Source organism: Paenibacillus sp. L3-i20 (genome assembly GCF_022180385.2).
Lineage (GTDB): Bacteria > Bacillota > Bacilli > Paenibacillales > Paenibacillaceae > Pristimantibacillus.
Genome location: NZ_BQME02000001.1, coordinates 742,749 through 766,877, shown reverse-complemented (window position 1 = coordinate 766,877; position 24,129 = coordinate 742,749). Strand labels below are relative to the sequence as shown.

Sequence of the window (24,129 nt, the reverse complement as noted above, 5' to 3'; positions counted from 1 at the left end):
AATAAGTAAGAAATGAGAAATAAAAAAGAGAGCAGCCCGCTATATGATTAGTTCAGAACGAAATGAAGCGGGGAGAGGAAAACATGTCAGAGATAGTTAGAACGAGACTTCTAAGCAAAAATTATGGCTTATCAGAAGTAGTATCCAATGTGAATATGAAGCTCGACCAAGGTGAAATATACGGATTTTTGGGGCCGAATGGCGCAGGTAAATCAACGATCATGAAGATGCTGTTAAATCTAGTGAAGCCGTCAGGCGGTGAAATTGAGTTATTCGGTGAGCGATTGCTACCAGGAGCCATTGAACCATTGAAACGGATTGGCCATATGATTGAGTCTCCTGTGTTCTACGAGAAGCTGACAGCTGAACAAAACTTAGAGCTGCATTGCGAATACATGGGTCACTACAACCCAAAAGCGATTCGTGAAGCATTAGAAAGGGTACAGCTAAGAGGCATTGAGAACAAACCAGTTAAACAATTTTCGTTAGGTATGAGGCAACGATTAGGTATTGCGAGAGCTATTTGTACAAAACCGGAGCTTTTGATTTTGGATGAACCGATTAATGGACTTGATCCGTCTGGTATACAGGAAATGCGCAAGTTGTTCCGTGGTTTGCGTGATGAATATGGAATGACGCTGCTCATATCTAGCCATCTTATTGCAGAGATTGAACAGGTGGCTGATACAATTGGCGTAATTAACAATGGACGATTGATTAAAGAAGTTTCAATGGAGAGCATCCGAAGTTCCAAAACAGAATATGTTGAAGTTGTTACTTCCAATGTTAAGTTGGCTACATTTGTACTAGAGGATAAGCTCGGTGTGAAAAACTTTAAGTTGATCGGTGATCGTTTAATACGTATTTATGAAACAGCGCTCTCGCAAGAGGAGTTGTCAAAGGGACTTATTATGAATGACGTCCCTGTAGAATCTATTAATCGTCGTCATCACTCGCTAGAGGAATATTTCTTCGAAATTACACGTGGAGGTGAAAGTCATGTTGCATCTTATTAAGCTGGAACTCAAAAAGTGGTCGAAGAAAAGCTTCGTGGGAGGTGCTCTCATGGCCCACGGCATCATGGCTGTTTTCCTCTTTTTCATTTATTTTGTCGAAGGGGGATCGAGCGAGGAACAAATATTTAATAACTACACAGAAATGTTAAGTGTGATTGATACGATCGTGCGTGCTACCTTTATCATTTACTCCTCCGCTATGCTTTCACGGCTTATTATTAGTGAATTTCGCGACAAAACGATGGCATTATTGTTCGCTTATCCGATTAGTCGTAAGAAGCTTATTTCTGCCAAGTTATTTATGGTATTCATATGGACATTAGCTAATGTGATCATTGGAAATCTTCTATTATCTACAATGTTCATAGCTGTTAACTCTCATTTTAACTATGTAGCAGATACGTTAACGTACGAGGTGCTTTATGAACAAGGAATATTAATGCTAATGAACGCAGTAGCTGCTGCTGGTATGAGCTTGTTACCTCTTATAGTGGGCATGCGCAAAAAATCTGTACCGGCTACCATTACTTCATCCATCTTTATTGTAGCTGTTGTATGCTCGAACAATGGAGGTTTTACGTTAAGTTCAATTATTGCAATTCCGCTGTCTTTGGCAGCAGCTGGATTGATTCTCACTTATTTATCATTCCGAAAAATTGATTATCTAGACGTCACATAAATCGTTCAATAGTTAGTATCGAGGTTGTCTCAAAGGTCTGAATAGACGGATGAGGCGACCTCTTGTTTGTTATTTGATAGATGGCCTCATCGGCACCTGCAATGGTGAAGTAAATATTTTTTTTATTTGCGAAATACAAAAAGCTTCAATCCTAGCGGACTGAAGCTCCGGTTTTTACCGTTTGCACTTGTTATAATGAATCTTTGATTACTTTCTTGTAATAATAAACAGAGAGTATTCCGAAGATGGAGTACAATATTGTATATAGCATCATGACCATAATCATTGGTGCATACAGATCGGTTCCGAATAAAAACCAGCCTGATTGGACGGCAAAATAACTATGGAGCAAACCGACAATTAATGGTATACCGAAATTAAACAGCTGCTTCGTTTGAATTCCTTTTAGTAAATCCCCTTGTGTGAAACCTAACTTTCTGAGAACGGTATAGCTGGACTTTTCTTCTTCACTTTCATCCATTTGTTTAAAATAAAGAATACAGCCTGATGTAATGAGGAAGGTTAATCCGAGAAAACCAATAATAAACATTATTCCGCCCATATTATACTTCTGATGGTCGCGCATCGCATTTTGAGAGTCATAAGCGATGTTAGTATTAAAACCTAATTCACGAAAAATCGCATTTGCTTCTTCCACATGAGCTTTATCCCTCATCTCAATGCCAACATAAATAGAAGATTTTTTCTGAATGGCTGGATTTAAATCTTGCTTTAAACGATTAAATACCGTGTCGTCTACGATAGCAACGGGCAGACCACCGCTTGTAAAAAATCCTGAAATAGGTGTTTTTCGATCGGTTTCTTTATAGGATTGAGGTATAACTTCACTTTTGCCCATTAACTCAATTGGACCGGAATTTTTTAACACCATAAATTTCTGTAGTACTCCGCGAGCTTTAGTAAGTAATGCTTCGTCTTCTGATAAGTTGACATCTTCAAAAACTTGTTCACTGATGACAGAAGAAGTTACAATATTCGGATCAAATTTCATATCTTCTATTTTTGTTTTCAGAATGCTCTTGATGTTAATATCGGCTTGAATAACCTCAGCTACCTTATCAGTATAAGGTAAGTTTTTCTCAGCTAGCGCGGCTTTGAATTTGTTAGCGTCTTCTATGTTTGTAATCGAGAAATCAGCGGGGACATAACGTTTAGCTGATGCTTCCGCTGAGTAATAGGAAATGTAGCTTAGGGACAATAAACCAAGTGCAAGCGCCGATACTGTTGTAATAATGGTTAACAATACCGCATTCGATTTCATTCGGAACATAATGGACGATAGCGACACCACATCGGTAATAGACAGATGACCATTCTTTTTCTTTCTAATCATATTAAATATGAAGCTGACAGACCCTTTATAGAACAAATACGTACCGATAATGACGGATGCCAAAATCGATATCATCGCAGTAGTTAACTCAACCATCGATTCGAAATTGCCGCCAAAAAGCTTCGAAGAAACATAATAGCCGACAGCGATTAATGTCAGTCCCAGTATACCCATTATCATTTCAAGGATGGACATCTTCTTAACTCTACCTTCTGCTACAGAAGTGACCTTAAACAAGGATAAGATGGATTGTCTTTTGATAAACCTATAGTTCATTAGCATTATAAAGAGATAAATTACAGAAAACACAATCAATGTTTGAAATAAAGCGTTTGTTGAAAAATGAAGTTCGGCAATGACATCGACGCCAATTGTTTTTAATAACATCATCATAAGTAATTTAGACATGGCAAATCCTGCGAATATGCCGATTACTAATGATCCGAAATAAAGAAAAAAGTTTTCTGCGGTCAGAATACGAAATATTTTGTGCTTAGTCATTCCAATGAGCTGGAACAAACCAATTTCTTTGCTGCGCCGTTTAATAAAGATGTTATTGGCATATAGAAGGAAGATAGAAACGATAGCAACAAGTATGACAGAGGCTGCTTTAAAGGAAGCACCGGCCTTAACGGACCCTCTTGCTTCATCCATTGATGGGTCAAATTGCAGTGTGACAAACGCGAAATATAAAGCGGCACTGAAAATTAAAGCAAATACATATAGATAATAGTTTTTTAGGTTTTTGCGTAAATTGCGGAACATGAGACCATTAATGCTCATTTTGCACCCCGCTCAAAACGCTTTGTGTCTTCATAATATCGTTAAAGAATGATTGTCTATTCTCGTCTCCTTTATTTAGCTGAGTAAAGATTTGACCGTCTTTAATAAAAATAACTCTGCTGCAATAGCTTGCTGCGACTGGATCATGAGTGACCATAACGATTGTGGATTTCAGCTTGTTATTTAGATCGCTTAGTTTGTTTAATAAGTCCGAAGCGGATTTGGAATCAAGTGCGCCGGTTGGTTCGTCAGCGAAAATAATGCTTGGCTCATGGATAAATGCTCGTGCCGCGGAAGTGCGTTGTTTTTGCCCGCCAGAAATTTCGTTTGGGTATTTACCCCTTAGTTCATAGATGCCAAGCTCTGTTGCAAGCGTCTGGAATCGCAGCTCGGCTTCTTTTTTCGGCGTCTTTGTAATGGATAGGGGTAAAAGAATATTTTCTTTCACCGTCAATGTGTCGAGCAGATTATATTCTTGAAATACAAACCCCAAATGACTTTTCCGAAATTCAGCCAGCTGCTTTTCTTTCAAACGAGAAATTTCTTTTCCTTCAATGATAATGGTGCCGCTGCTAATATGATCAATCGATGATAGGACGTTAAGCAATGTCGTCTTCCCTGAGCCCGAAGATCCCATAATGCTGACGAATTCGCCCTTATCTATTCGAATATCCAATCCCTTTAACACTTCATGCTTGTTAAATTTGTTTCCATACGTTTTGTGAATTTTATTGGCTTCAAGAATTACCATATCGACACACTCCCTTTTCTCGTTAGCTTTATTATAAAAGGGTTCGCTCCGCTTCTCCTTCGATTGGCCGAACAAAATATAAAAGCATGTGACATTGATGTCACACGCTTGTTATTCGAATAAATTCATTTTGTTGTGGGAAGGTGAGAGTAACCGTCGTGCCTTCACCAAGTTCGGATTCCACATGAATATGGATGAAGAGAGACTGTGCTGCTTTTTTGGCCAAGTATAACCCCATCCCCGTAGCGGCAGTGTCTCGATGCATCGTGGTGGATGTGAAGCCTTTATCGAATATACGCGGCAAATCTCGAGCATCTATGCCTCGACCATAATCCTGTACTTTAAGGATAGTCCCACCATCCTGCTCATAGCTGGTAATCGTAATATCCGAGGACTCACTATATTTCACAGCGTTAGTTAGCAGTTGTCTAATGATAAAAGCAACCCACTTGGCATCACTTACAACATCTGCTTTGTCAAATTGAATATCAAAGCCGACCCCTTTTTGTATGCACCACGATTGTAGCGTTTTTATTTCATTAAAAATAACTGACTCCAAATCTGTATGTTCAATAAATAAATCATTTTCGATAAATGGGATACGCCTTTGATGGAGCTGTTGATCAAGGAGTAGATGAATACGCAGCCATTCATATGTTATATGTGATTTCATCATGTCATTATTTAGGCGGTCAATCATTAATCGCATCGCTGTTAAAGGTGTTTTTACTTCATGTATCCATGAAAGCAAGTCATCCTTTTCCTGCTCCAACATCATTTTATTTTGGGAAGAGACTTGCTTTAAATATTGGATTTGTTCTGTCATATATGTTTCTATTATTTGTTCAAAAGGGCTATTTGGCGTATTCAATCTCGATAAATCAAAATTGTCAGCTTGCTCTTCTAAACTCTTGTAAAATTTCGTCTCTTTGTGGTAGCGAATAATCAAAAAAATGCTAAAAATAATTATCGATAAATAGACAACATAGAGCATGGATGAAAGAGGAACCGCTGAATCCAAAAAGGAGACAAAAATAACGAACAGCTGCAACAGTATAAATAATAAGATCCAACTGCGTCGTTCGATAAGATATTTTTTAATCATTTCTATTTGCCTCTTCAGTAGCCATGTAACCTTGTCCTACTTTTGTTTCAATGTTTGCCCCTAAGCCAAGGTCATCGAGTTTTTTGCGTAGTCGATTCACATTGACCGTAAGTGTATTGTCGCTTATAAATCGTTTATCATCCCATAGGTTGTTAATCATTTCATCACGGCTTACGATCTTATTTTTTTTATCAATGAGCAGCTTTAATATATGAATTTCATTTCTGGTCAGCTCAATTGACCCCACAGCATTTGTTACCATATTCCTCTCATAATCTATTGCAGCACCACACCACGTTTTAAGCTCGCTTTTGTCCGAATTGTAATTGTATACGCGGCGAAGAATGGCCTGTACTTTTGCAATTAATACATCGAAGTGAAAGGGCTTCTGGATAAAATCATCAGCACCAAGCTGCATAGACATTACGATATCTGTCGGATGATCGCGTGAGGACAGGAATAGAATAGGAATATTGGAATGTGCTCGAATAAGTCTGCACCAGTGGAAACCATCAAATTTAGGCAATTGAATATCAATAATGACGAGATCTGGATTAATGGTAGTGAATTCTTTAATCACGTTGCTAAAATCATGGATGCCGTAAACATCATAGGACCAAAGTGATAAGCGATCTCTAATCTCATTGAATAGCGTCGTATCATCTTCAATTAACAGTAGCTTAAACAGAGTTATTCACCACACATTTTTTACAACTAATTGTATAGAAAATCAATCTACTAAGCTAGGGGATTTATGGTTTTTATTCATTAGGAATACGAAGTGGAGCGTAAGTCTTTACAAAGAGCTAATGACAGCAATAAAAGAGCAAGATACAGTAGTTGTTTGTTCCGAGATATGTGGTAAAACTAGAGATAGAATGTAACGTTAGGATTGGGAGGTTAGAAATGAAAATCATAACTGTGCCAATACCTGAGTTATTCAGCTATGGACAGAATCTCGTTTATCTAAAGCGATCACCTAATGAATGCATGTACCGAATTGAAGCGGACCGAATATATAAAGCAATCTCATTAGGAGAAGCAAATGCTGTTATCGAAGTTAGTGAAGCAGAAGATGGCGGTCTTCGCGTCGAGATCATCGGTGGAGTGGCTGAGCAGTATTATGGCGACAATATACTTGAGGCAATTGAAGAATATGTGGTGGATTGGTTCGATCTAAAGCGAGACTTATCACCATTCTACGAAATTGCAGCCAGTGACCCGTTACTTAAGGAAACGGTGGATCAATTTTATGGGCTCAGAGTAATGGGCATTCCTGATTTGTTTGAAGCATTGTGCTGGGGAATTATTGGTCAGCAGATTAATTTGGCCTTTGCCTATACGCTCAAGCGTAGGTTTGTTGAATTATACGGTAGAGCTGTCGAGGCAAATGGAGAGCTTCACTGGTTATTTCCAAAAGCAGAGGATATCGCTCTGCTGACGGTAGCTGATTTGGAGCCGCTTCGCATGAGTGTGAAGAAAAGTGAATATCTTATTGAAGCGGCGCAAAATATCGTTTCAGGAAAATTGTCCAAGGAGACTTTGTTGCAAGGTGAATGCTTGAAGTCGGCAGAAGCGCTTCTTGTGAGCATTCGTGGTATTGGGCCTTGGACGGCACATTATGTGATCATGCGCTGTTTGCGTTTCCCTTCTGCTTTCCCGATTGACGATGTGGGGTTGCATAATTCAATTAAACACATTACCGGGATGGATAGGAAGCCGACTAAGCAGGAGTTGCTTAAGCTTAGCGCTGGCTGGGGCGGCTGGGAGTCATATGCAACATTTTATTTGTGGAGATTGCTATATTAGATAGCTGATGATCTTCTTAGCAATAATAGAAGAATAGGGAGAGAACCAAAATGACAACGATCAGAGTAACAGTATGGAACGAATATCGACATGAGCGGAATAATGAGCATGTGGCTAGCATCTATCCGCAAGGCATACATCATGCTATAGGAAGTTACCTTGGGACGCAGGAGCGAATTGAAGTAAGGACAGCTACACTCGACGAGCCGGACCATGGTTTGACCGACGAGGTGCTTGCTAATACAGATGTATTAATCTGGTGGGGACACTTAGCACATAACGAAGTAAGGGATGATATTGCGGACAAGGTTCGTAACCGTGTACTGGATGGAATGGGTCTTATTGTACTCCATTCTGGTCACGCTTCGAAGGTGTTCGAGCGTTTGCTCGGAACGCAGACTGGTGTGCTCAAGTGGCGGGATGATGGCGAGCGGGAGCGTGTGTGGGTTATCGAGCATGGACATCCTATTGCAAATGGACTTGGTGATTACTTCGAAATTCCGAAGGAAGAAATGTACGGCGAACGTTTTGAAATACCGACTCCAGATGAGCTGGTGTTTATCTCTTGGTTCGAAGGCGGCGAAGTATTCCGCAGTGGTTGCTGTTACCGCAGGGGTAAAGGGAAGCTGTTCTATTTTCGACCTGGTCACGAAACTTTCCCAGTTTATCATCAAGCAGAAGTTCTCAAAGTTATTAGCAACGCTGTATATTGGGCGGAGCCAACACCCGGTTCAGCAACTCGTGGCGGTCGTGTAGATCCTATAGAGCCAATTGGTAAATAAAATGAAAATAGTGTGCATATTGGCTAAAAGGACTAACGATCATGCCTACAGACAGACTGATCAATGACAACTTGAAATAGTGAAATTACGCCTCCTTAGTAGACTTATTTGGACTATCAAATGATTCAAATAGGAGGCCTTTTTACGTAGAAAATATTAGATTGGATTGCCCTCGCCCTCACTGATGAGATTAACTAATCAAACAATAAGACGAATAAAACCAAACAAAAGGACGAACTCGAAATACGTTCTTTTATTTTCAGAACAAAATAACGGCGAAAGGGCTACTTTAGCAAGTCGGGTGCGGAAGGGCTTAAAGATGTAGCGAAGGCAGCCATTTACACTTGAGCCGACAGAATCTTATTCCAAAGCGGATTTGGATGAATATATTGCAGCACTCGAACATATTTCCTACGAAGCTTATCATACGCCGCATATCGTCAAAGAAGCGCCTCATGCAAGTACTGTACATCGCATTGATGAGTCATCGCTAGATGATCCTGGGAAGTGGTGTACGAGCTGGCGTGTTTATTTAAGAAAATCAACACAACAATAATTCATTAATAGATGAACCAAGTTTGGCTTAGATTTTTTAAGCGCTGCTTGGTTTTTTGTTTGAATAAATGGTGTAAGACAAATGTTGGACATATTTGGGAATGCTACATAATGAAATATGAAAATTCGAATTGACTTGAGTAAATAGTGAATGTATACTTAATTACAAATAGTAAGTAACTTCACAAACATTGAGGTGAACATAAATGAGCAACAAGCTGCACCCGTCAACGAAGCTTGGAGAAGTGAAGTTGAAAGTTAGCGATCTGGAACGTTCCTTAACTTTTTATCAGGAAGTAGTAGGGTTTCGCATATTTAGGCAAGATGATCGAATTGCGAAATTGACAGCTGATGGTGAAACAGTACTGCTTGTGCTGGAGGAAGTTCCAAACGCGACTGTTGTGCCACGCAGATCAGCGAGCGGGCTGTATCATTTTGCTATTTTGGTGCCGACAAGAAAAGCGCTTGGTTTATCGTTAAGAAAGTTGCTTGATAGCGGCATTCATATCGGGCAAGCTGATCATCTTGTTAGTGAAGCATTATATATATCCGACCCTGATGGCAATGGCATCGAAATCTATCGTGACCGTCCAAGGGCAGAATGGGAATATGATTCGCAAGGTTATGTGAAGATGTCCTCTGATCCAATCGACTGGGATGGATTGCTGGAAGAGGCTAAAGACAGTCAGTGGCAAGGATTGCAGCCAGATACGACAATAGGACATGTTCACTTTCATGTAGGTGATCTTCATAAGGCGAAGCAATTTTATTGCGATGCATTAGGTTTTGATGTTGAGGCTGATCTTATGCGTCAAATGGGGGCAATATTTCTTGGTGCGGGCAGATATCATCATCATATCGGTTTGAACATTTGGGCAGGAGCGGGAGCACCGCCAGCACCTACCAATGGCACAGGAATTGACTACTTCACTATTGTTCTTCCAAATGATGAGGAGCTGGAGAAGACAGTTCAATCCGCTACTCAAGCAGGACTTGCAGTTGAACAGGGAGCGGGCTATTGGTTTGTAAAAGACCCGTCGCAAATTACAGTGAGACTAGTTGCACATTCGTAACGGGTGCAGCATCACAAGCATCGCCTTGAAGCGGGCGGTTTGAAATTTGAATGAATAGCGCAAGCTACACAATGAGCGTTTTATCGTCATGTCCTATTATTTAGGAGATGTCTGTCATATAAATAAACAATTAGTGGAGGGAATACAATGGGAAACAATAACTACTTTGAGGCAATAGAAGGCAGACGTTCGATTTATGCGATTAACAATGAGGCAGTTGTATCTGAGGAGCGTATTCAAGAGGTAATTAACCATGCGGTTAAACATACGCCTTCAGCTTTTAACTCGCAAAGCGCACGAGTTGTTGTTTTGTTCGGTGACCAACATAAGAAACTTTGGACGATCACTACGGATACGCTTAAAGCAATCGTTCCTGCTGAGCATTTCAGTTCTACTTTGGACAAAATGAATGCGTTTGGAGCAGGTTACGGCACCGTTCTTTTCTTTGAGGATCAGGCAGTTGTTGAAGGCTTACAGGAGCAATTCGCTTTGTATGCTGATAACTTCCCAATTTGGTCATCACATTCAACTGGTATGCTGCAACACGTCATTTGGACATCTCTGCACGTTGAGGGTCTAGGTGCTTCTCTGCAACATTACAACCCACTAATTGATGATTCAGTAAAAACAGAATGGAATCTTCCTGCAAGCTGGAAGCTAATTGCGCAAATGCCTTTTGGTAACATAGTTGCACCAGCTGGTGAGAAACAATTTAGTCCGCTTGAAGATCGTGTGAAATTTATAAAGTAATGAAATAAAGGTTTAAATACCGAAGCCCTGCGAGGCCCCTTAATTTCGATTACGGGAGTCCAGCAGGGCTTCTTTTTATGGGTTAAAATATTGCTTTACTACGCCTTTGCCGCCCCATACTTCAACTTCAGCATAAGCACCGTTAATGAACGTAATTTGCGGTGGAAGATGACCACAATCGATATCATAAATAATCGGAACTTGCAGTTCTTCGGTTAAATCTTGATAGATATCATCAATGGTGTAGTTTTCAACAAGATGGTTACCGTCACTTCTGCCGAATAAAATAGCTGAGCAATTGTTGAACCAACCTGCCAGCTTCATCTGTACCAAAGTTCTGCGTAAAGCAGTTGTATTTAAATCATTATTTTCAAAGTACCACAAGATAGGTTCATTTTGTATGATATCCCTCTGGAAAGCTTGCACATCTCCATACGGTGTTCCTACCAAATGTTTAATGCAATCAATACAGCCGCCAAGCAGTCGCCCACTTACCTTCACAAGGTTGTCGTCATTAGAAAGTGTCTTCCAATATGTAGATTCTGTAAGATGAAAAACATGTGGAGAATCATTTTCGAAATCCCATTCTTTCTGGAAGTTTTGTGATGAGTGCTGGAGAATGGACTGTCCTGCTTCTGTTGATAGAACGGTTATCCACATCGCTGTAGTTTCATCGGAATACTCTCCACGTAAATCAAAGAAGTTAGTACCGTGCGCAGTTGCAATACCAGTCTTCAATGTTACAGCGAGCAACAATACGCTTAAATCCGAATATCCCAAAATCCATTTCTCTTTAATCGTATCAAAGTCGATATGTTCAAGAATTTCAATAAGTAGTTCCCCGCCCCAAGGAGGGATAATGAGATTGACGTTGTCATCCGCAATCATGTTAGTTAACTCGGCTGCGCGCATACGCGCATGAGCTGACTTGGCTTTATTTTGCGTCCAAACTGTTTCCCCGCAAATGACATTGAAACCGTATTGCTCCACACGATAAATCGCTTGCTTCATAAGATCATGCAGATTCAAGTCTACTCCAGAAGAGGGGGCCGTAACACCAATCGTATCGCCCTTCTGCAACAATGGATATCGAATCATTCCTATCCCTCCGTTTATAAAAATGGGTCATACGTTTAACAGTACTACTTCAGATTAGTACTATTCGCTATTTCTTGCAATTGATATATTCATATCAACAAAAGCGATGATCCAATCCGCTAATCGGAAGAGGTGAAGGTTATGAAGAAGAACCGTGCACACAAGACAGCTTGCGATCGTTACATCTATGTACTTCTATCAGATACCGGTACATTATTTTCTAAACTTATAAAAGGCTTCACAGCCGCTCCATATAATCATGCATCGCTTGTGCTTGATGCAGATTTAAACGAAATATACAGCTTTGGACGTAGGAAAGCTCACAATCCGCTGAATGCAGGATTTGTGCGAGAAGATGTTTATGAGGGGACGTATCGTCATTTCCCCAATACAAGATGCGCATTGCTCCGTTATGAGGTAACGCGTGAGGAGAGGAGGGCTATTCAAGCGGCTATTGGGAGGTTTGATTGTGATAAGGAGCGCTATTCGTATAACCTAGTTGGTTTAATCGGCATATTGCTGAATCGTGATCTTAAAATAGAGAACTCTTATTTTTGCTCACAGTTTGTAGCGGAGGCACTTCGAGAGGGAGGCATCGAACTATGGGATCGATCTTCCGCCCTCGTTACGCCGAATGACTTTTTGCAAAATGATTCGTTTGAAACAATATATGAAGGTTGGCTCTTTGATTACCCTAGATTGGATTCGTCTCGCCTATGTTATGCGAATAGATACCAAACTCGTACGGAAGCTCTAAATGTTAATTGACCAGGCTCTATAGGCGTTGCTGCGCTGTCCGCCATCATCGCTCCTTTGAATAGGACGGGCTCTGCTCCATGGGAGAGTTCTCTTACTCCACAAGGAATGGCTGATAGGGCAACGCCAAGTGTATCTGCAATACTTTTTGCTTTCATAGCTGCACTCTGTACTGCTAGCTGTAGAGCTTGCTGCTCGGCTGCTTTCGCTTCAGATGATGCGAATGAAATGTTCGTAATGGAATTTGCCCCTTTGGCAACAGCCGCATCTATGACAGCGCCTGTTCCTTCAACATCGTTTAAATGAATTTGAAGTAAATGGGTAACCTTATAACCTCTAAATACTTGCCGTCCGGTCTCATAATCGTATTGTGGCTCAATATCATACGTAATCGTTTGTATTTGCTCGCGTGGAACGCCTAGTGCCGTCACAGCTTCGATTATTGCTGTAATAATGGCCCCGTTTTCACTTTGAATAGGCTGAACTACTTTTCCTTCCGTTATAGCCCCAAGCGTAATTAAAGTACGATCTGGAGCAACTGCGACTGTCCCCTCGCCAACGACTTCTATTTTCAAATCACATGTAGATTCACTTGAAGCCTCATGCTTCGTATGTGCAGAATATAACATATCCATCATTCTCCCTTCAGGTCTATCAATGACTTTCTTAAAGTATGGAGGAAAAAACATCATCATTCAACTTTGCTGAAATCAATTGTAGTCACTTGCTTGCCAGCTACGACTATGGTCTGATTCAAGCTAGGGCTACAGGTGAATGATAAGATCATTCTAACGCCCCTCACAGTTACACATGCTTTTTCGTACAATTTATGGTAATAGATGGTGCGAAGGAGTTGTAGATATAATGACAAGAGTAACGAATGGAGTAGATGGGAGAGATCGTGGAACGGCAAAAGATTTAGGTGCAGAAAAAGCAACATGGTTCCGCGGGGAAAAATGGCTAGTTATAGCGGGACTATTAGGATTCGTTTTTGCTATTGTCAGCGGCATAGCAGCCCTAGTGTACGGAACAGATGCCAAACCGGGATCGGGGCTATTGAGAGCTGCCTCATTTAATGCAGCACTCGCTATTTTTTTCTTATCGACAGCAGCAATTTTGCCCTTTTCGGGTATGGGGAAGAAGGGTAGAATCTTTTTCAGATGGTCATATATAGCGCTTGCTCCGTTTTCCTACTATACGGAAACGACTCAACATTGGCGCGGAGTTGATCCCAGATTTCCCGAGGATCCGTCAACTTATGATTCTGTTATTGGTTCCTTCTTTGGACTAACTGCTTTGTTGCTTGCCGCATATTATTTGGTTCTGGCAATTCAATTTCTCCTCCCTCGTGCATATCAGCAAAATCCAGAACTTGTCGTTAGCATTAGATATGCCATGATAGCGGTAATGTTTTCTTTTGCAGGCGGGTTTTTCATTACGTTCAATGAAGGAAGATTTATAGGAGCGGATGGGAATCTCATTTGGCTCCATGGTCTAGGATTTCATTCGATTCAAGTGTTACCGATTATCGCGTGGTTGACTCTTCAGTCCAATCTGAGCAAGCGATTCAAGCATAGCATGATCCATATTTCTGGAATTGCTTTTATAGGCGGTATAGCAGCCATAGGTTGGCAAACATTGCTGGGCAAATCACTAATGGAGTGGACGGTACTTCCACTTACCGCAATTGCTTGTTTCCTAGTTGTAACAGCGGCAGGTGTTCGACTATTACTGGATGTATGGCTCCAACGAAATACTAACAAGAGCAAGGTGGAGGAGAGACACCTTTAGAAAAAATAACTTACAGTATCTTAACTATTGTCCGAGTTCACTTTTCGCTATAATGGAACGAATAGTGAGTAAGACGTATTTGTACAATAGGAGCTGTAATAGATGAGTAGTAATCGGAGAAAACTGCTAGAAATTTTATGCGTTTCTACTAAGCTCGGATTAATTTCTTTCGGCGGGCCAGTTGCCCATCTAGGCTATTTCTATGAAGAATATGTTAAGCGGCGCAAGTGGCTGGATGAGCAAAGTTATGCCGACCTAGTGGCATTGAGTCACTTTCTTCCCGGTCCAGCAAGTAGTCAAGTAGGCATTGGTATAGGGATTATGAGGGGAGGCTTGTTTGGTGGCCTCCTTTCTTTTATTGGTTTCACACTTCCTTCAACTGTTGCTTTGATCGTGTTCGCATCGCTTCTGGAATTTGTGGATGTAGGTCAATCAGGTTGGCTGCATGGGCTCAAGTTAGTTGCTGTCGCAATTGTAGCTCAAGCGATCTGGGGAATGGGTCAGAAGTTGGCGCCAGATCGAGCCAGAGTAACCATTATGGTATTCGCCGCCGCAGTGGCATTGTTATGGCCGACGACGATTAGTCAGGTCATAATTATTTTACTGGCGGGATGTGCTGGCCTCTGGTGGTTTAGTCAGCAGGGGTTGTCTGCATCTAAAGCCGCTTCGACTGACCTAAATGCAACACAGACCTTACTTGGTGGTGCTAATAATGAACCCTCTAAGGGCAAAGTACCCGTAGACAGAGGGACTGCGGCAATATTTTTGATGTTTTTTGTTGGTTTATTTATTATTCTCCCAATTGTGAGAGAATGGGGAGCAACAAGCTTTCTTTTTTCTATGTTCGATAGCTTTTACCGAGCTGGTTCGTTAGTTTTTGGAGGCGGACATGTCGTATTGCCGCTACTTGAGCGTGAGGTTATTCCGCATGGATGGGTAAGTGAAGAGCAATTTATTGCAGGCTATGGGGCTACTCAAGCTATGCCAGGTCCATTGTTTACATTTGCTGCATACTTGGGGGCAATAGCAGGTGGGTGGAAAGGTGCTGTAATTGCACTGATTGCCATCTTTCTTCCGGCCTTCCTGTTAATTGCAGGAGCATTGCCATTTTGGAATGTATTTCGCAAGATGCCCCGAGTGCAGAGAGCATTGTTGGGTGTGAATGCGGCAATTGTAGGCATTTTAGTTGCTGCATTTTATAATCCTATTTGGACGAGCTCGATTTCATCATCACAAGACTTTGCGCTGGCTTTATTATTGTTCATGATGCTGGTCTTTTGGAAATTGCCGCCTTGGGTAGTTGTTTTGACAGGAGTTATTGCTGGGCAAATCATTAGCTGGTTATATTAATTAACATTAAGTTAGCAGCAAGAAGGATAGCATATGGGGTAAACAGCACTGACTAAAGGACTGCCATACTAGTAGTGAAAGCTGCTACATAGCAGTTCTTTAGTCATTTTTTCTGCAAAACCGACGAACTTTATCGGATCTGGAAGGTTCAGATAGATGTTCCTTCATCTGATGAAGCGTTGAATTAATGAATGATTAAGAGCCAGAAGTATAGCCCTATTAATGTAAGGAACAGGACTGGGAGCGTTAATACGACACCTACCTTGAAGTAGTAGCCCCATGTAATGCGTACACCCTTTTTGGATAAAACATGCAGCCAAAGAAGGGTTGCCAATGAGCCGATCGGAGTTAGCTTCGGACCTAAATCGGAGCCAATTACGTTGGCGTAGATGAGCGCTTCTTTGAGCACACCTTGAGCTGAGACCCCTTCGATTGCAAGAGCACCGATCATAACGGTTGGCAAATTGTTCATGAAAGAAGAGAGGATCGCAGCGATAAAGCCTGTACCCATCGTAGCCACGAACAAGCCTTGATCGACCGTCCACTGTAACAGATGTCCTAGTTGATCGGTTAAGCCTACATTTCGCAGACCATATACGACGACATACATGCCAATGGAAAAAATAACGATAGACCACGGTGCATGAACGATAATCTCGCGAGTTTGTACAGTTGCACTTTTACGAGCAGCAATAAGTAAAATAAGTGCTGCTACTCCAATGATGAGAGAGATCGGAATATCGATCACTTCACTAATCATATAAGCGATTAGAAGAGCAGCTAATACGAACCAAGCTAACTTGAATAACCGTCGATCTTTAATTGCCTCATGCGGTTGTTTAAGCTGTCCGAGGTCATAGCTGCGAGGTATGCTTTTGCGAAAGAATAGGTAAAGAACGAGCAGACTTGAGCCAATAGCAAACAAGTTAGGAATGGACATTCGGCTTGCGTACTGGGCAAATCCTATATGAAAGAAATCAGCAGACACAATATTGACTAGATTGCTAATGACGAACGGCAAAGATGCAGTATCGGATATAAAGCCGCTTGCCATGATGAATGGCAGTATCATTCGTTCATCGAAATGTAATGCTCTAACCATTGATAATACGATGGGTGTTAGTATTAATGCTGCACCATCATTGGCGAAGAAGGCAGATACTGCGGCTCCAAGCAGTACTACATAGATGAACATGCGTTTGCCGTCACCCCGTGCAACTCGTGCCATATGAAGTGCAGACCATTCAAAAAAGCCAATCTCATCCAATAATAATGAAATGATCATAATAGCAACTAGTGCCAGTGTGGCGTTCCAGACGATAGAGGTAACATCCCACACATCTTGTAAGCTAACCACTCCAAGCAGAAGAGCTAACAGTGATCCGCCAACTGCCGAATAGGCAATATTTAAACCTTTTGGCTGCCAAATAACGAATACAATCGTTATGATAAATAGTAAACAAGCAGTAATAAGTATCGAAAAAACCCCCTATTTCTCTATGGGATTTATTATATAAGGGAGTAAATTCGCTGTATAGACTCTATCCATGTATTTGTTTTGCCATAAAGCTAGAAGAAGCTTCTGCTCTGAGCTTACGTCTTTGGCGCTAAGGATTTAATATACTAACTAATTATTATCGGGACGTATATGGTGTAGTTAATAAACTCCAAAGATAATAATTCATTCTAAAGTAATTACTATTAAATACCATATTAGTTATGAAAGGCGGAAGTAGTGCGGAGAATGAAAAGTACCAGATAGACAAGAAAATAAAAAAAACATATTTGTAAGCGATTGCAGCTAGGAAGTGTTCATTTTTAGAGGGCAAAATGAGTTGATTTATTAAAGGAGAAAGAGGTACAATGGGTTGGTGATTAACAAAGTGGTACAAGATATAATTAATGTTAATGTCCTTGAATATGAATTGTCGATACATTTAGCGACATGATTAGACATTCACATGACGACAAATAGTTAGTTAAACTCTAAGGAGGATTTATAATATGGCATTAGTATCAATGAAAGACATGTTGAACAAAGCGTTAAAAGAAGGATATGCTGTTGGTCAATACAACATCAATAACTTGGAGTGGACGCAAGCTATTCTAGCTGCTGCTCAAGAAGAGCAATCCCCAGTTATCCTTGGTGTATCTGAAGGCGCTGCTCGTTACATGGGAGGCTTCACAGTTGTAACTGCAATCGTGAAATCTCTAATTGAAGAAATGAAAATTACAGTTCCTGTTGCGATTCACTTGGATCACGGTTCAAGCTTCGAGAAATGTAAGGCGGCGATCGACGCTGGTTTCACTTCTGTTATGATCGATGCTTCACACTCTCCATTTGAAGAAAATGTAAAAACAACACAAGAAGTTGTTGCATACGCTCATGAGCGCGGCGTTTCAGTTGAAGCTGAGCTTGGTACAGTTGGCGGACAAGAAGATGATATTATCGCTGAAGGCGTTATTTATGCAGATCCTAAAGAGTGCTTCGAGCTAGTACAACGTACTGGTATTGACTGCCTTGCTCCTGCACTAGGCTCCGTTCACGGTCCTTACAAAGGTGAACCAAACCTAGGCTTTAAAGAAATGGAAGAAATTTGCCAAACAATTAAATTGCCATTGGTATTGCATGGCGGCACAGGTATTCCTACTGAGCACATCAAAAAATCCATTTCGCTTGGAACAGCGAAAATTAACGTAAACACGGAAAACCAAATTGCATTCACGAAAATCGTTCGCGAAGTGTTGAGCGCAGATTCCGAAGCTTACGATCCGCGTAAATTCCTTATGCCAGGTCGTGAAGGAATCAAACAAACCGTTATGGCTAAAATGCGCGAGTTCGGTTCTTCCAACAAAGCATAAGATCATTTTAAAATATATCATCAAGAGCTATCCTTCCATCACCATTGGTGAGAGAAGGGTAGCTTTTTTTTATTTAAAATATAGCAATATATAAATTCTTTATCTGACTAAGTGGCTTATATTTCTCTGCGAAACGAAAGTTGAGCTTCCAAATGACGACATTGGCCGTTTACGCTTGCACGAATAAAAAAAGGATTGTAATGTGAGATGAGGAATATGATGTAAAAACCGATAGTCAGAGAATGGAGAATAGCCTATTTTACTTCCTCAATATGAGCAATATAAAAGGATTTTCTCGCAGGTGCCAAAGCCCTTTGCATATGTAAATCTTGATTTATTGGATGCGAATAGTAGCGCCATAGCAACTGCGGCGGGTAACAAAAGGATACGCATCGCAAGCAAATCTATACGGTCTGTGGAAGTTCTTCGCCGAATTATTGGGTCACACGAGGTATATCAAGGCGTCATGTGTTATACGGCAAGAGAGGCTGCCTTTTTACTTAAGCATGGGTTCGACGACTTGTTAATAGGGTATCCCGTTTGGGATAAGAGTGAAATTTCGAATCTCTTACAGGCAGCGGCGGCTAATGGTCGGATTATTGTTTTTATGATTGATTCTATTCAGCATGTGGAGCATATTGAACAGCTTGCGGCAGCCATAGGCATTGAAGCATTTGTCTGTCTCGATATTGATATGTCCGCAAGCTATCCTGGATTGCATTTTGGCGTACGTAGATCACCGATAACCGCATGGGCGCAGGCGAAGCCGATCGTTGAACGGATTATCCAATCGAAATGGATAAGGTTAGATGGGATAATGGGCTATGAGGCTCAAATAGCAGGGGTAGCAGACGATACCAAAGGGCAATTTTTAAAAAATGCCATCATTCGTCAATTGAAGCGGAAATCAATTCGGGAAGTAGCCATGAGGCGTGAGGAAGTGCTCGAAGGGATTAAGGAATTAGGCGTACAATTGCGATTTGTAAACGCTGGAGGCACAGGAAGTATGGATAGTTCCAGATTGGAACGGGGTGTTACGGAGATAACGATAGGTTCCGGCTTTTATTCTCCAACCCTGTTTGATCATTATGAGGGCTTTCGCTATTTACCTGCTGCTGGATATGCGGTGGAGATCGTTCGGAAACCTAGGTCGGATATGGTCACCTGCTTGGGTGGGGGCTACATGGCTTCAGGAGCTGTTGGAGCGGATAAAGCACCTCAGCCATATTTGCCTGAAGGTTTAACATTGCTCTCATTAGAAGGAGCAGGAGAGGTGCAGACACCGCTTCGATGTCCGAGTGGTGTGGCGCTCGCATTAGGGGACCCGATATTTTTCCGCCATGCGAAGGCTGGGGAATTATGCGAACGCTTTCCTAAGCTGTATGCAATTTCTGGAGAAACGATTGTTGCTGAATACCTAACTTACCGGGGAGAAGGGGAATGCTTCCTATGAGCAAAAATGTGAAGGGCTGGTCGAATTGGTCGGGATCGGTCACCGCTACTCCTGAGTTTATTCGCTATCCGAAGACGATCGATGAGGTAGTAGAAATTGTACGTAACGAGTGTATGTTAGAGGGTAGATATTTGCGAGTGGTTGGGTCAGCACATTCATTCACAGCAGTAGCAGCTTCAGATCATGTGCTTATATCTTTGGACGAAATGCAGGGAATCGTTAGTGTAGACGCCGCTCAGCAGACGGCTGTCGTCTGGGCAGGGACGAAATTAAAACTGTTGGGGGAGCTGCTTCATGAGGAAGGACTCGCCCAAGAAAACCTTGGGGATATTGATGTTCAGTCCATAGCGGGTGCAATTAGTACAGGCACTCATGGGTCGGGAGTAAGCTTAGGTAGCTTGGCTACGCAAGTGATTGGAATAACTGTGGTCAATGGCTTAGGAGAAGTGATGGAGTGTACATTGGAATCAAATCCTGAGTTGTTTAAAGCATTGCAGGTTTCGCTCGGTACTCTAGGTATCATTGTTCAGGTAAAGCTTCGTTTAAGAAACCGTTATATACTTTCCTATGAGAGTAAACGTATGGCGCTCACAGATTGTTTGACGCAATTGCCAGACCTTATAGCAGATAATCGGCATTTTGAGTTTTTTTGGTTTCCGTATGCGGAAACTTGCCAGGTCAAGCTGATGAATGAAGCGAATGATCCTACGCCTTCCAATAAAGTTGTTGAATATGTGAATGAAAAGCTGATTGAAAACACGTTATTTGGTCTATTATCGGGATTATGCAAAATAATGCCGTCAGCGAGTGCAGCTGTAAGTAGGCTAAGCGCATCCAATGTTCCCGTTATGACGAAAGCGAATTATAGCCATCGCATATTTGCGGCACAAAGAAGCGTTCGTTTTAATGAAATGGAGTATAGTGTACCGAAAGAAGCAATGACGTCTGTAATCCGTGAAATGCGAGAGGCAATGGAGCGTGAGCGGTTCCATGTTCATTTCCCGATAGAGTGTCGATATGTGGCCGCAGATGATATTTGGCTTAGTCCAGCGAGTGGCCGCGATTGTGCATATATTGCCGTTCATATGTATAAAGGAATGCCTTACAAGCGTTATTTTGAAGCAATGGAACATATATTTCTTCGTTATGAGGGCAGACCCCATTGGGGAAAAATGCATACGCTCAAAGCAGTCCATCTACAGGATTGTTACCCGAAGTGGCAGAGCTTCGCAGAAATGAGAAAGCAGATGGACCCTAACGATTTATTTATAAGTCCTTATTTACGAGAGTTATTAATTGATTAACGCACTCGTCTTTATATATGGGTTACCGCTAATTATTGTTATCAAGCAGTGGACAGGCTTGCGCATATCACACCTTGTCGAATAATTGGAAATTAAGGTGGAAGCACAATTATTTAATGGTATATAATAGATTAGTATGACTTATATGAAGAGGGGCAAAAAGAAGCGATCATGAACGATATTACAAACAAACAATCTTCCAGTACTAAACCGACCAAAAAGCCGTACTCTGCTATCAAAAAGAAGAGATACGGACTAATTGGCTTGGCTTCTGCTTTAGTGTTTTTTATCGCAGCGCAGGTTGCAGTTACCTTCTATGTCAATCTTGACACTGTTTATAAGCACCGCCTTAATTACAATATGTTTCTGGAAGACAAAAGCTCAATCGAAGTTGTTGTCGAGGAAATGGCTAACAAAATTAAGCGGGAAAAGCTGACTGATTATGCTATCCTGATCGGAAACTCTGTAGCATGGGGGACAAATGAGAGTTCCGAACATTCTTTGGGCAGATATTTATCAGATCTAGCTACTACATCAGAAACGGACAAGCTGCAAGCTGTCTTCAACTTATCGGCCCCATCGATGATGGCAGGCGATGCTTATACTTTGCTGCTTATGCTTGAAGAGCACGGAGTAAAAACCGATAACGTTATGATCGGCTTATCCTATTCTGCTTTTGTTGAGCCAAAGCCAGGACCAAGGCAAGTATTCTGGTTAGGGGATTATTTGCGGAAGCTAGATCCTAAAGTGTTTTCGGATGTTCTTCCACACCTTGAGCAGAATCAGTTTAAATACGAAACAGGATTTAAATATTTCGAGGAACAAGCGATTGAAAATGTATTCCACAGATTGCCTGTCGTGAAATATAAAGAAGTCATCCCAGAGTATTGGAAACAGAAAGCAGAGGGAACCGATTTGCTTGGTGATCCGAGAGCATGGAATGAAAAGACATTTTCAGAAAAGTGGCTAGCAGATCCACAATATTTAAGTTTCTTTAATCCAGAGCCCTTCGACATGAGCGAAAGCAATTGGGGCGTTTACTTTATGAATCGTATTGCAGAACATCAGGAAGGCAAGCGATTATTCGTATTTGTATCTGGAGGCAACGGCGAGTTGTCTAAGAAAGAAGTGACAAACCCAGGTTATGTCGACAATTTGTCGAAGATTGAGAATTACTTCACTAGCAAAAGTGTACCGTACTTGATGATGCAGGACCAAATTGATCCAAATTTATTTACCGATCATGTTCATTTAACGAAAGAAGGCAATGAGCTTCTCGCCCGTTTCGTATGGGATCGTTGGACGGGTAAGGAGGCGTAATCATGTTATTTAACTCACCGACATTTCTATTGTTTCTCGTCGCCGTATTCGCGCTTTATTATGCGTTCCCGCGCGGACGTATGCTCGTTCTCGCCTTAGCAAATGCAGCATTTTATGCCTATGCAGGTGTTGGATATTTCTTGTTGTTTGGTTGTATAGTTGCATCCGTTTATGTCATTTCTAAGTTTTTGGGTGGCAAAAGAGGGAAGCTGGCGCTTGGAGCAGGTTTATTCGTTGTACTCGGTAATCTTATTTTCTTCAAATATTCCATGTTCCTGCTCGAAAATGTGGAGCGAGCGTTAGGTATTACATTGTCGCTGCAAGGAACAGCGTTTGATGATCGTATGATTGCTTTGCCTATCGGTATATCTTTTTACTCCTTCCAGCTAGTTGCTTATTTAGTAGACGTGTACCGCGGCAAACTTAAGCCTAGCCAATCCCTGTTTGAATTTTGGGTGTTTATCGCATTGTTTGCCCATTCCGCAGCAGGTCCGATTCTTCGTGGTAATGACTTTCTACCACAGCTTCGGAACATTAAATCGATCATTATGCGGACACCGCGTGTAAAACTTGGACTTGCATTCCTTTTACTTGGGTTATTTAAAAAGGTTGTCATTGTAGAGAAAATTGCACCATATGTGAATGAATACTTCGATAAGGCGCAGACATTAAGCGGCGTAGAGTCTTGGATCGCATCCTATTTATTCGCCTTTCAAATCTACTTCGACTTCTCGGCTTACAGTGAGATGGCAGTTGGTATCGGCTTCCTGCTCGGACTTCGCTTGGATCTGAACTTTAAGACACCTTACTTGAGTTCCAATGCAAATGAGTTCTGGAGAAGATGGCATATTACGTTGTCCCAATGGATTCGCGACTATGTGTTCATCCCGCTTGGTGGATCACGTGTTGCCAACTGGAGAATATACGTTAACTTGATCGCTGCAATGACGATTTCTGGTATATGGCATGGAGCCGCGTGGACGTTCATCATATGGGGACTATATCACGGTATCCTGTCAGCAGCGCATCGTATGTACGCTAAAGGTATGAAATCACTGGGCTGGACAAAGCTGCTTCATTCACGTCTTTATAAAGTGTTCGCGATTGCAGTGTTTTTCCATTTAACCGTTATCGGATGGGTATTCTTTAGAGCAAATAGCTGGTCTGATGCAATCTATATGCTCAAAAAGATGACAATGATGGATGGCATTCAATTTACGAAGGAACATCTTTTGCTTCTAGCACTTGTTGCCGGTCTTTATTTACTTCATATCATAGAGTACGTAATCGTTAAAAACTTCAAACGGTGGTCACTTGCGTGGGAGTTTTCCATTCCCGCCATTATAAGAGGAGCAATTTACGCTATTGTTGCTATCGTATTGCTTATGCTTCTTATGAATGGAGAGTCTAGCAGCTTTATTTACTTCCAATTCTAAATAGGTCTCTATAAAAGTGAAGGAAGACTGATTGCACGTATGAGATACGTTGCGACAGTCTTCTTTTTATGTGATGTGTTACGTATATATCCAGCATTTAAA

Annotated in this window: 21 protein-coding genes and 1 pseudogene; 15 read left to right on the top strand and 7 right to left on the bottom strand. The window is 41.4% G+C overall.

The features are described from left to right. Nucleotides 1-83: 83 nt before the first annotated feature. Nucleotides 84-1,016, top strand: coding sequence for an ATP-binding cassette domain-containing protein (locus MFF31_RS03805; RefSeq protein WP_238186788.1), 933 nt, complete (start codon nt 84-86; stop codon nt 1,014-1,016). After that, nucleotides 1,000-1,695, top strand: coding sequence for an ABC transporter permease (locus MFF31_RS03800; protein ID WP_238186787.1), 696 nt, complete (start codon nt 1,000-1,002; stop codon nt 1,693-1,695). Before MFF31_RS03805 ends, MFF31_RS03800 begins: the two co-directional genes overlap by 17 nt. A 190-nt stretch (nt 1,696-1,885) precedes the next feature. On the opposite strand, the gene MFF31_RS03795 is transcribed toward MFF31_RS03800, so the two are convergent. The 4 genes from MFF31_RS03795 to MFF31_RS03780 all read right to left on the bottom strand — a co-directional run bounded on the left by MFF31_RS03795 (nt 1,886) and on the right by MFF31_RS03780 (nt 6,376). After that, nucleotides 1,886-3,832, bottom strand: coding sequence for an ABC transporter permease (locus MFF31_RS03795; protein WP_238186786.1), 1,947 nt, complete (start codon nt 3,830-3,832; stop codon nt 1,886-1,888). Then, on the bottom strand, nt 3,822-4,583 hold the full coding sequence (locus MFF31_RS03790) for an ABC transporter ATP-binding protein (RefSeq protein ID WP_238186785.1): 762 nt from the start codon (nt 4,581-4,583) through the stop codon (nt 3,822-3,824). The genes MFF31_RS03795 and MFF31_RS03790 overlap by 11 nt, the downstream gene beginning before the upstream one ends. 100 nt (nt 4,584-4,683) lie before the next feature. Continuing rightward, nucleotides 4,684-5,688, bottom strand: coding sequence for a sensor histidine kinase (locus tag MFF31_RS03785; RefSeq protein ID WP_238186784.1), 1,005 nt, complete (start codon nt 5,686-5,688; stop codon nt 4,684-4,686). Next, entirely contained in the window at nt 5,681-6,376 is a 696-nt protein-coding gene (locus MFF31_RS03780; protein ID WP_238188479.1) for a response regulator transcription factor, read from the bottom strand. Before MFF31_RS03780 ends, MFF31_RS03785 begins: the two co-directional genes overlap by 8 nt. Nucleotides 6,377-6,594: 218 nt before the next feature. Here MFF31_RS03780 and MFF31_RS03775 point away from each other — a divergent pair, with 218 nt between their 5' ends. From MFF31_RS03775 to MFF31_RS03755, 5 genes and pseudogenes are all read left to right on the top strand, one after another. Further along, nucleotides 6,595-7,497, top strand: a complete 903-nt coding sequence (locus tag MFF31_RS03775; RefSeq protein ID WP_238186783.1) for a DNA-3-methyladenine glycosylase family protein — start codon at nt 6,595-6,597, stop codon at nt 7,495-7,497. Between the two features lie 50 nt (nt 7,498-7,547). Continuing rightward, nucleotides 7,548-8,279 (top strand): ThuA domain-containing protein, encoded by a 732-nt coding sequence (locus MFF31_RS03770; RefSeq protein ID WP_238186782.1) that lies wholly within the window; start codon nt 7,548-7,550, stop codon nt 8,277-8,279. A 331-nt stretch (nt 8,280-8,610) separates the two neighbouring features. Continuing rightward, nucleotides 8,611-8,835, top strand: a pseudogene (locus MFF31_RS03765) (aminomethyl-transferring glycine dehydrogenase subunit GcvPB); the annotation flags it as partial. Nucleotides 8,836-9,040: 205 nt separating this feature from the next. Next, nucleotides 9,041-9,907 (top strand): VOC family protein, encoded by an 867-nt coding sequence (locus tag MFF31_RS03760; RefSeq protein ID WP_238186781.1) that lies wholly within the window; start codon nt 9,041-9,043, stop codon nt 9,905-9,907. Between the two features lie 147 nt (nt 9,908-10,054). Further along, nucleotides 10,055-10,657, top strand: a complete 603-nt coding sequence (locus MFF31_RS03755) for a nitroreductase family protein (RefSeq protein WP_238186780.1) — start codon at nt 10,055-10,057, stop codon at nt 10,655-10,657. 75 nt (nt 10,658-10,732) lie between these two features. Here MFF31_RS03755 and MFF31_RS03750 read toward each other — a convergent pair whose 3' ends face one another. Next, a complete protein-coding gene (locus MFF31_RS03750) occupies nt 10,733-11,755 on the bottom strand; it encodes a S66 family peptidase (protein ID WP_238186779.1) in 1,023 nt (340 codons plus the stop codon). 141 nt (nt 11,756-11,896) lie between these two features. Between MFF31_RS03750 and MFF31_RS03745 the strand changes: the two genes are divergently transcribed. Next, on the top strand, nt 11,897-12,523 hold the full coding sequence (locus MFF31_RS03745; RefSeq protein WP_238186778.1) for a C40 family peptidase: 627 nt from the start codon (nt 11,897-11,899) through the stop codon (nt 12,521-12,523). Here the strand turns inward: MFF31_RS03745 and MFF31_RS03740 are convergent. After that, nucleotides 12,475-13,149: an SIMPL domain-containing protein gene (locus MFF31_RS03740; protein WP_248565391.1), complete on the bottom strand. Its 675-nt coding sequence runs from the start codon at nt 13,147-13,149 to the stop codon at nt 12,475-12,477. The genes MFF31_RS03745 and MFF31_RS03740 overlap by 49 nt on opposite strands. Before the next feature lie 226 nt (nt 13,150-13,375). Here MFF31_RS03740 and MFF31_RS03735 point away from each other — a divergent pair, with 226 nt between their 5' ends. Both MFF31_RS03735 and chrA read left to right on the top strand, forming a co-directional pair. Beyond that, a complete protein-coding gene (locus MFF31_RS03735; RefSeq protein WP_238186776.1) occupies nt 13,376-14,302 on the top strand; it encodes a hypothetical protein in 927 nt (308 codons plus the stop codon). A gap of 102 nt (nt 14,303-14,404) precedes the next feature. Then, nucleotides 14,405-15,652 (top strand): chromate efflux transporter, encoded by a 1,248-nt coding sequence (gene chrA, locus MFF31_RS03730; RefSeq protein WP_238186775.1) that lies wholly within the window; start codon nt 14,405-14,407, stop codon nt 15,650-15,652. 184 nt (nt 15,653-15,836) lie between these two features. On the opposite strand, the gene MFF31_RS03725 is transcribed toward chrA, so the two are convergent. Further along, nucleotides 15,837-17,129 carry an arsenic transporter gene (locus MFF31_RS03725; RefSeq protein ID WP_238188478.1) on the bottom strand — a complete coding sequence of 431 codons (1,293 nt, stop codon included), beginning with the start codon at nt 17,127-17,129 and terminating at the stop codon, nt 15,837-15,839. A 527-nt stretch (nt 17,130-17,656) separates the two neighbouring features. Between MFF31_RS03725 and MFF31_RS03720 the strand changes: the two genes are divergently transcribed. From MFF31_RS03720 to MFF31_RS03700, 5 genes are all read left to right on the top strand, one after another. Next, the gene (locus MFF31_RS03720) at nt 17,657-18,514 is read left to right on the top strand and encodes a class II fructose-bisphosphate aldolase (RefSeq protein ID WP_238186774.1); all 858 of its coding nucleotides are present in this window, start codon (nt 17,657-17,659) and stop codon (nt 18,512-18,514) included. Nucleotides 18,515-18,815: 301 nt separating this feature from the next. Then, nucleotides 18,816-19,967, top strand: coding sequence for an amino acid deaminase/aldolase (locus tag MFF31_RS03715; protein ID WP_238186773.1), 1,152 nt, complete (start codon nt 18,816-18,818; stop codon nt 19,965-19,967). After that, entirely contained in the window at nt 19,955-21,271 is a 1,317-nt protein-coding gene (locus MFF31_RS03710; protein ID WP_238186772.1) for a D-arabinono-1,4-lactone oxidase, read from the top strand. The genes MFF31_RS03715 and MFF31_RS03710 overlap by 13 nt, the downstream gene beginning before the upstream one ends. 171 nt (nt 21,272-21,442) lie before the next feature. Further along, nucleotides 21,443-22,591 carry a hypothetical protein gene (locus tag MFF31_RS03705; RefSeq protein WP_238186771.1) on the top strand — a complete coding sequence of 383 codons (1,149 nt, stop codon included), beginning with the start codon at nt 21,443-21,445 and terminating at the stop codon, nt 22,589-22,591. 2 nt (nt 22,592-22,593) lie between these two features. Then, on the top strand, nt 22,594-24,027 hold the full coding sequence (locus MFF31_RS03700) for an MBOAT family O-acyltransferase (RefSeq protein ID WP_238186770.1): 1,434 nt from the start codon (nt 22,594-22,596) through the stop codon (nt 24,025-24,027). Nucleotides 24,028-24,129 lie beyond the last annotated feature (102 nt).

Coding starts and splice junctions, on each gene's coding strand:
- MFF31_RS03705 (WP_238186771.1), top strand. CDS start 21,443: ATGAACGATATTACAAACAAACAATCTTCCAGTACTAAACCGACCAAA.
- MFF31_RS03700 (WP_238186770.1), top strand. CDS start 22,594: ATGTTATTTAACTCACCGACATTTCTATTGTTTCTCGTCGCCGTATTC.
- MFF31_RS03800 (WP_238186787.1), top strand. CDS start 1,000: ATGTTGCATCTTATTAAGCTGGAACTCAAAAAGTGGTCGAAGAAAAGC.
- chrA (WP_238186775.1), top strand. CDS start 14,405: ATGAGTAGTAATCGGAGAAAACTGCTAGAAATTTTATGCGTTTCTACT.
- MFF31_RS03770 (WP_238186782.1), top strand. CDS start 7,548: ATGACAACGATCAGAGTAACAGTATGGAACGAATATCGACATGAGCGG.
- MFF31_RS03755 (WP_238186780.1), top strand. CDS start 10,055: ATGGGAAACAATAACTACTTTGAGGCAATAGAAGGCAGACGTTCGATT.
- MFF31_RS03745 (WP_238186778.1), top strand. CDS start 11,897: ATGAAGAAGAACCGTGCACACAAGACAGCTTGCGATCGTTACATCTAT.
- MFF31_RS03775 (WP_238186783.1), top strand. CDS start 6,595: ATGAAAATCATAACTGTGCCAATACCTGAGTTATTCAGCTATGGACAG.
- MFF31_RS03790 (WP_238186785.1), bottom strand. CDS start 4,583: ATGGTAATTCTTGAAGCCAATAAAATTCACAAAACGTATGGAAACAAA.
- MFF31_RS03750 (WP_238186779.1), bottom strand. CDS start 11,755: ATGATTCGATATCCATTGTTGCAGAAGGGCGATACGATTGGTGTTACG.
- MFF31_RS03710 (WP_238186772.1), top strand. CDS start 19,955: ATGCTTCCTATGAGCAAAAATGTGAAGGGCTGGTCGAATTGGTCGGGA.
- MFF31_RS03760 (WP_238186781.1), top strand. CDS start 9,041: ATGAGCAACAAGCTGCACCCGTCAACGAAGCTTGGAGAAGTGAAGTTG.
- MFF31_RS03805 (WP_238186788.1), top strand. CDS start 84: ATGTCAGAGATAGTTAGAACGAGACTTCTAAGCAAAAATTATGGCTTA.
- MFF31_RS03735 (WP_238186776.1), top strand. CDS start 13,376: ATGACAAGAGTAACGAATGGAGTAGATGGGAGAGATCGTGGAACGGCA.
- MFF31_RS03795 (WP_238186786.1), bottom strand. CDS start 3,832: ATGAGCATTAATGGTCTCATGTTCCGCAATTTACGCAAAAACCTAAAA.
- MFF31_RS03785 (WP_238186784.1), bottom strand. CDS start 5,688: ATGATTAAAAAATATCTTATCGAACGACGCAGTTGGATCTTATTATTT.
- MFF31_RS03740 (WP_248565391.1), bottom strand. CDS start 13,149: ATGATGGATATGTTATATTCTGCACATACGAAGCATGAGGCTTCAAGT.
- MFF31_RS03720 (WP_238186774.1), top strand. CDS start 17,657: ATGGCATTAGTATCAATGAAAGACATGTTGAACAAAGCGTTAAAAGAA.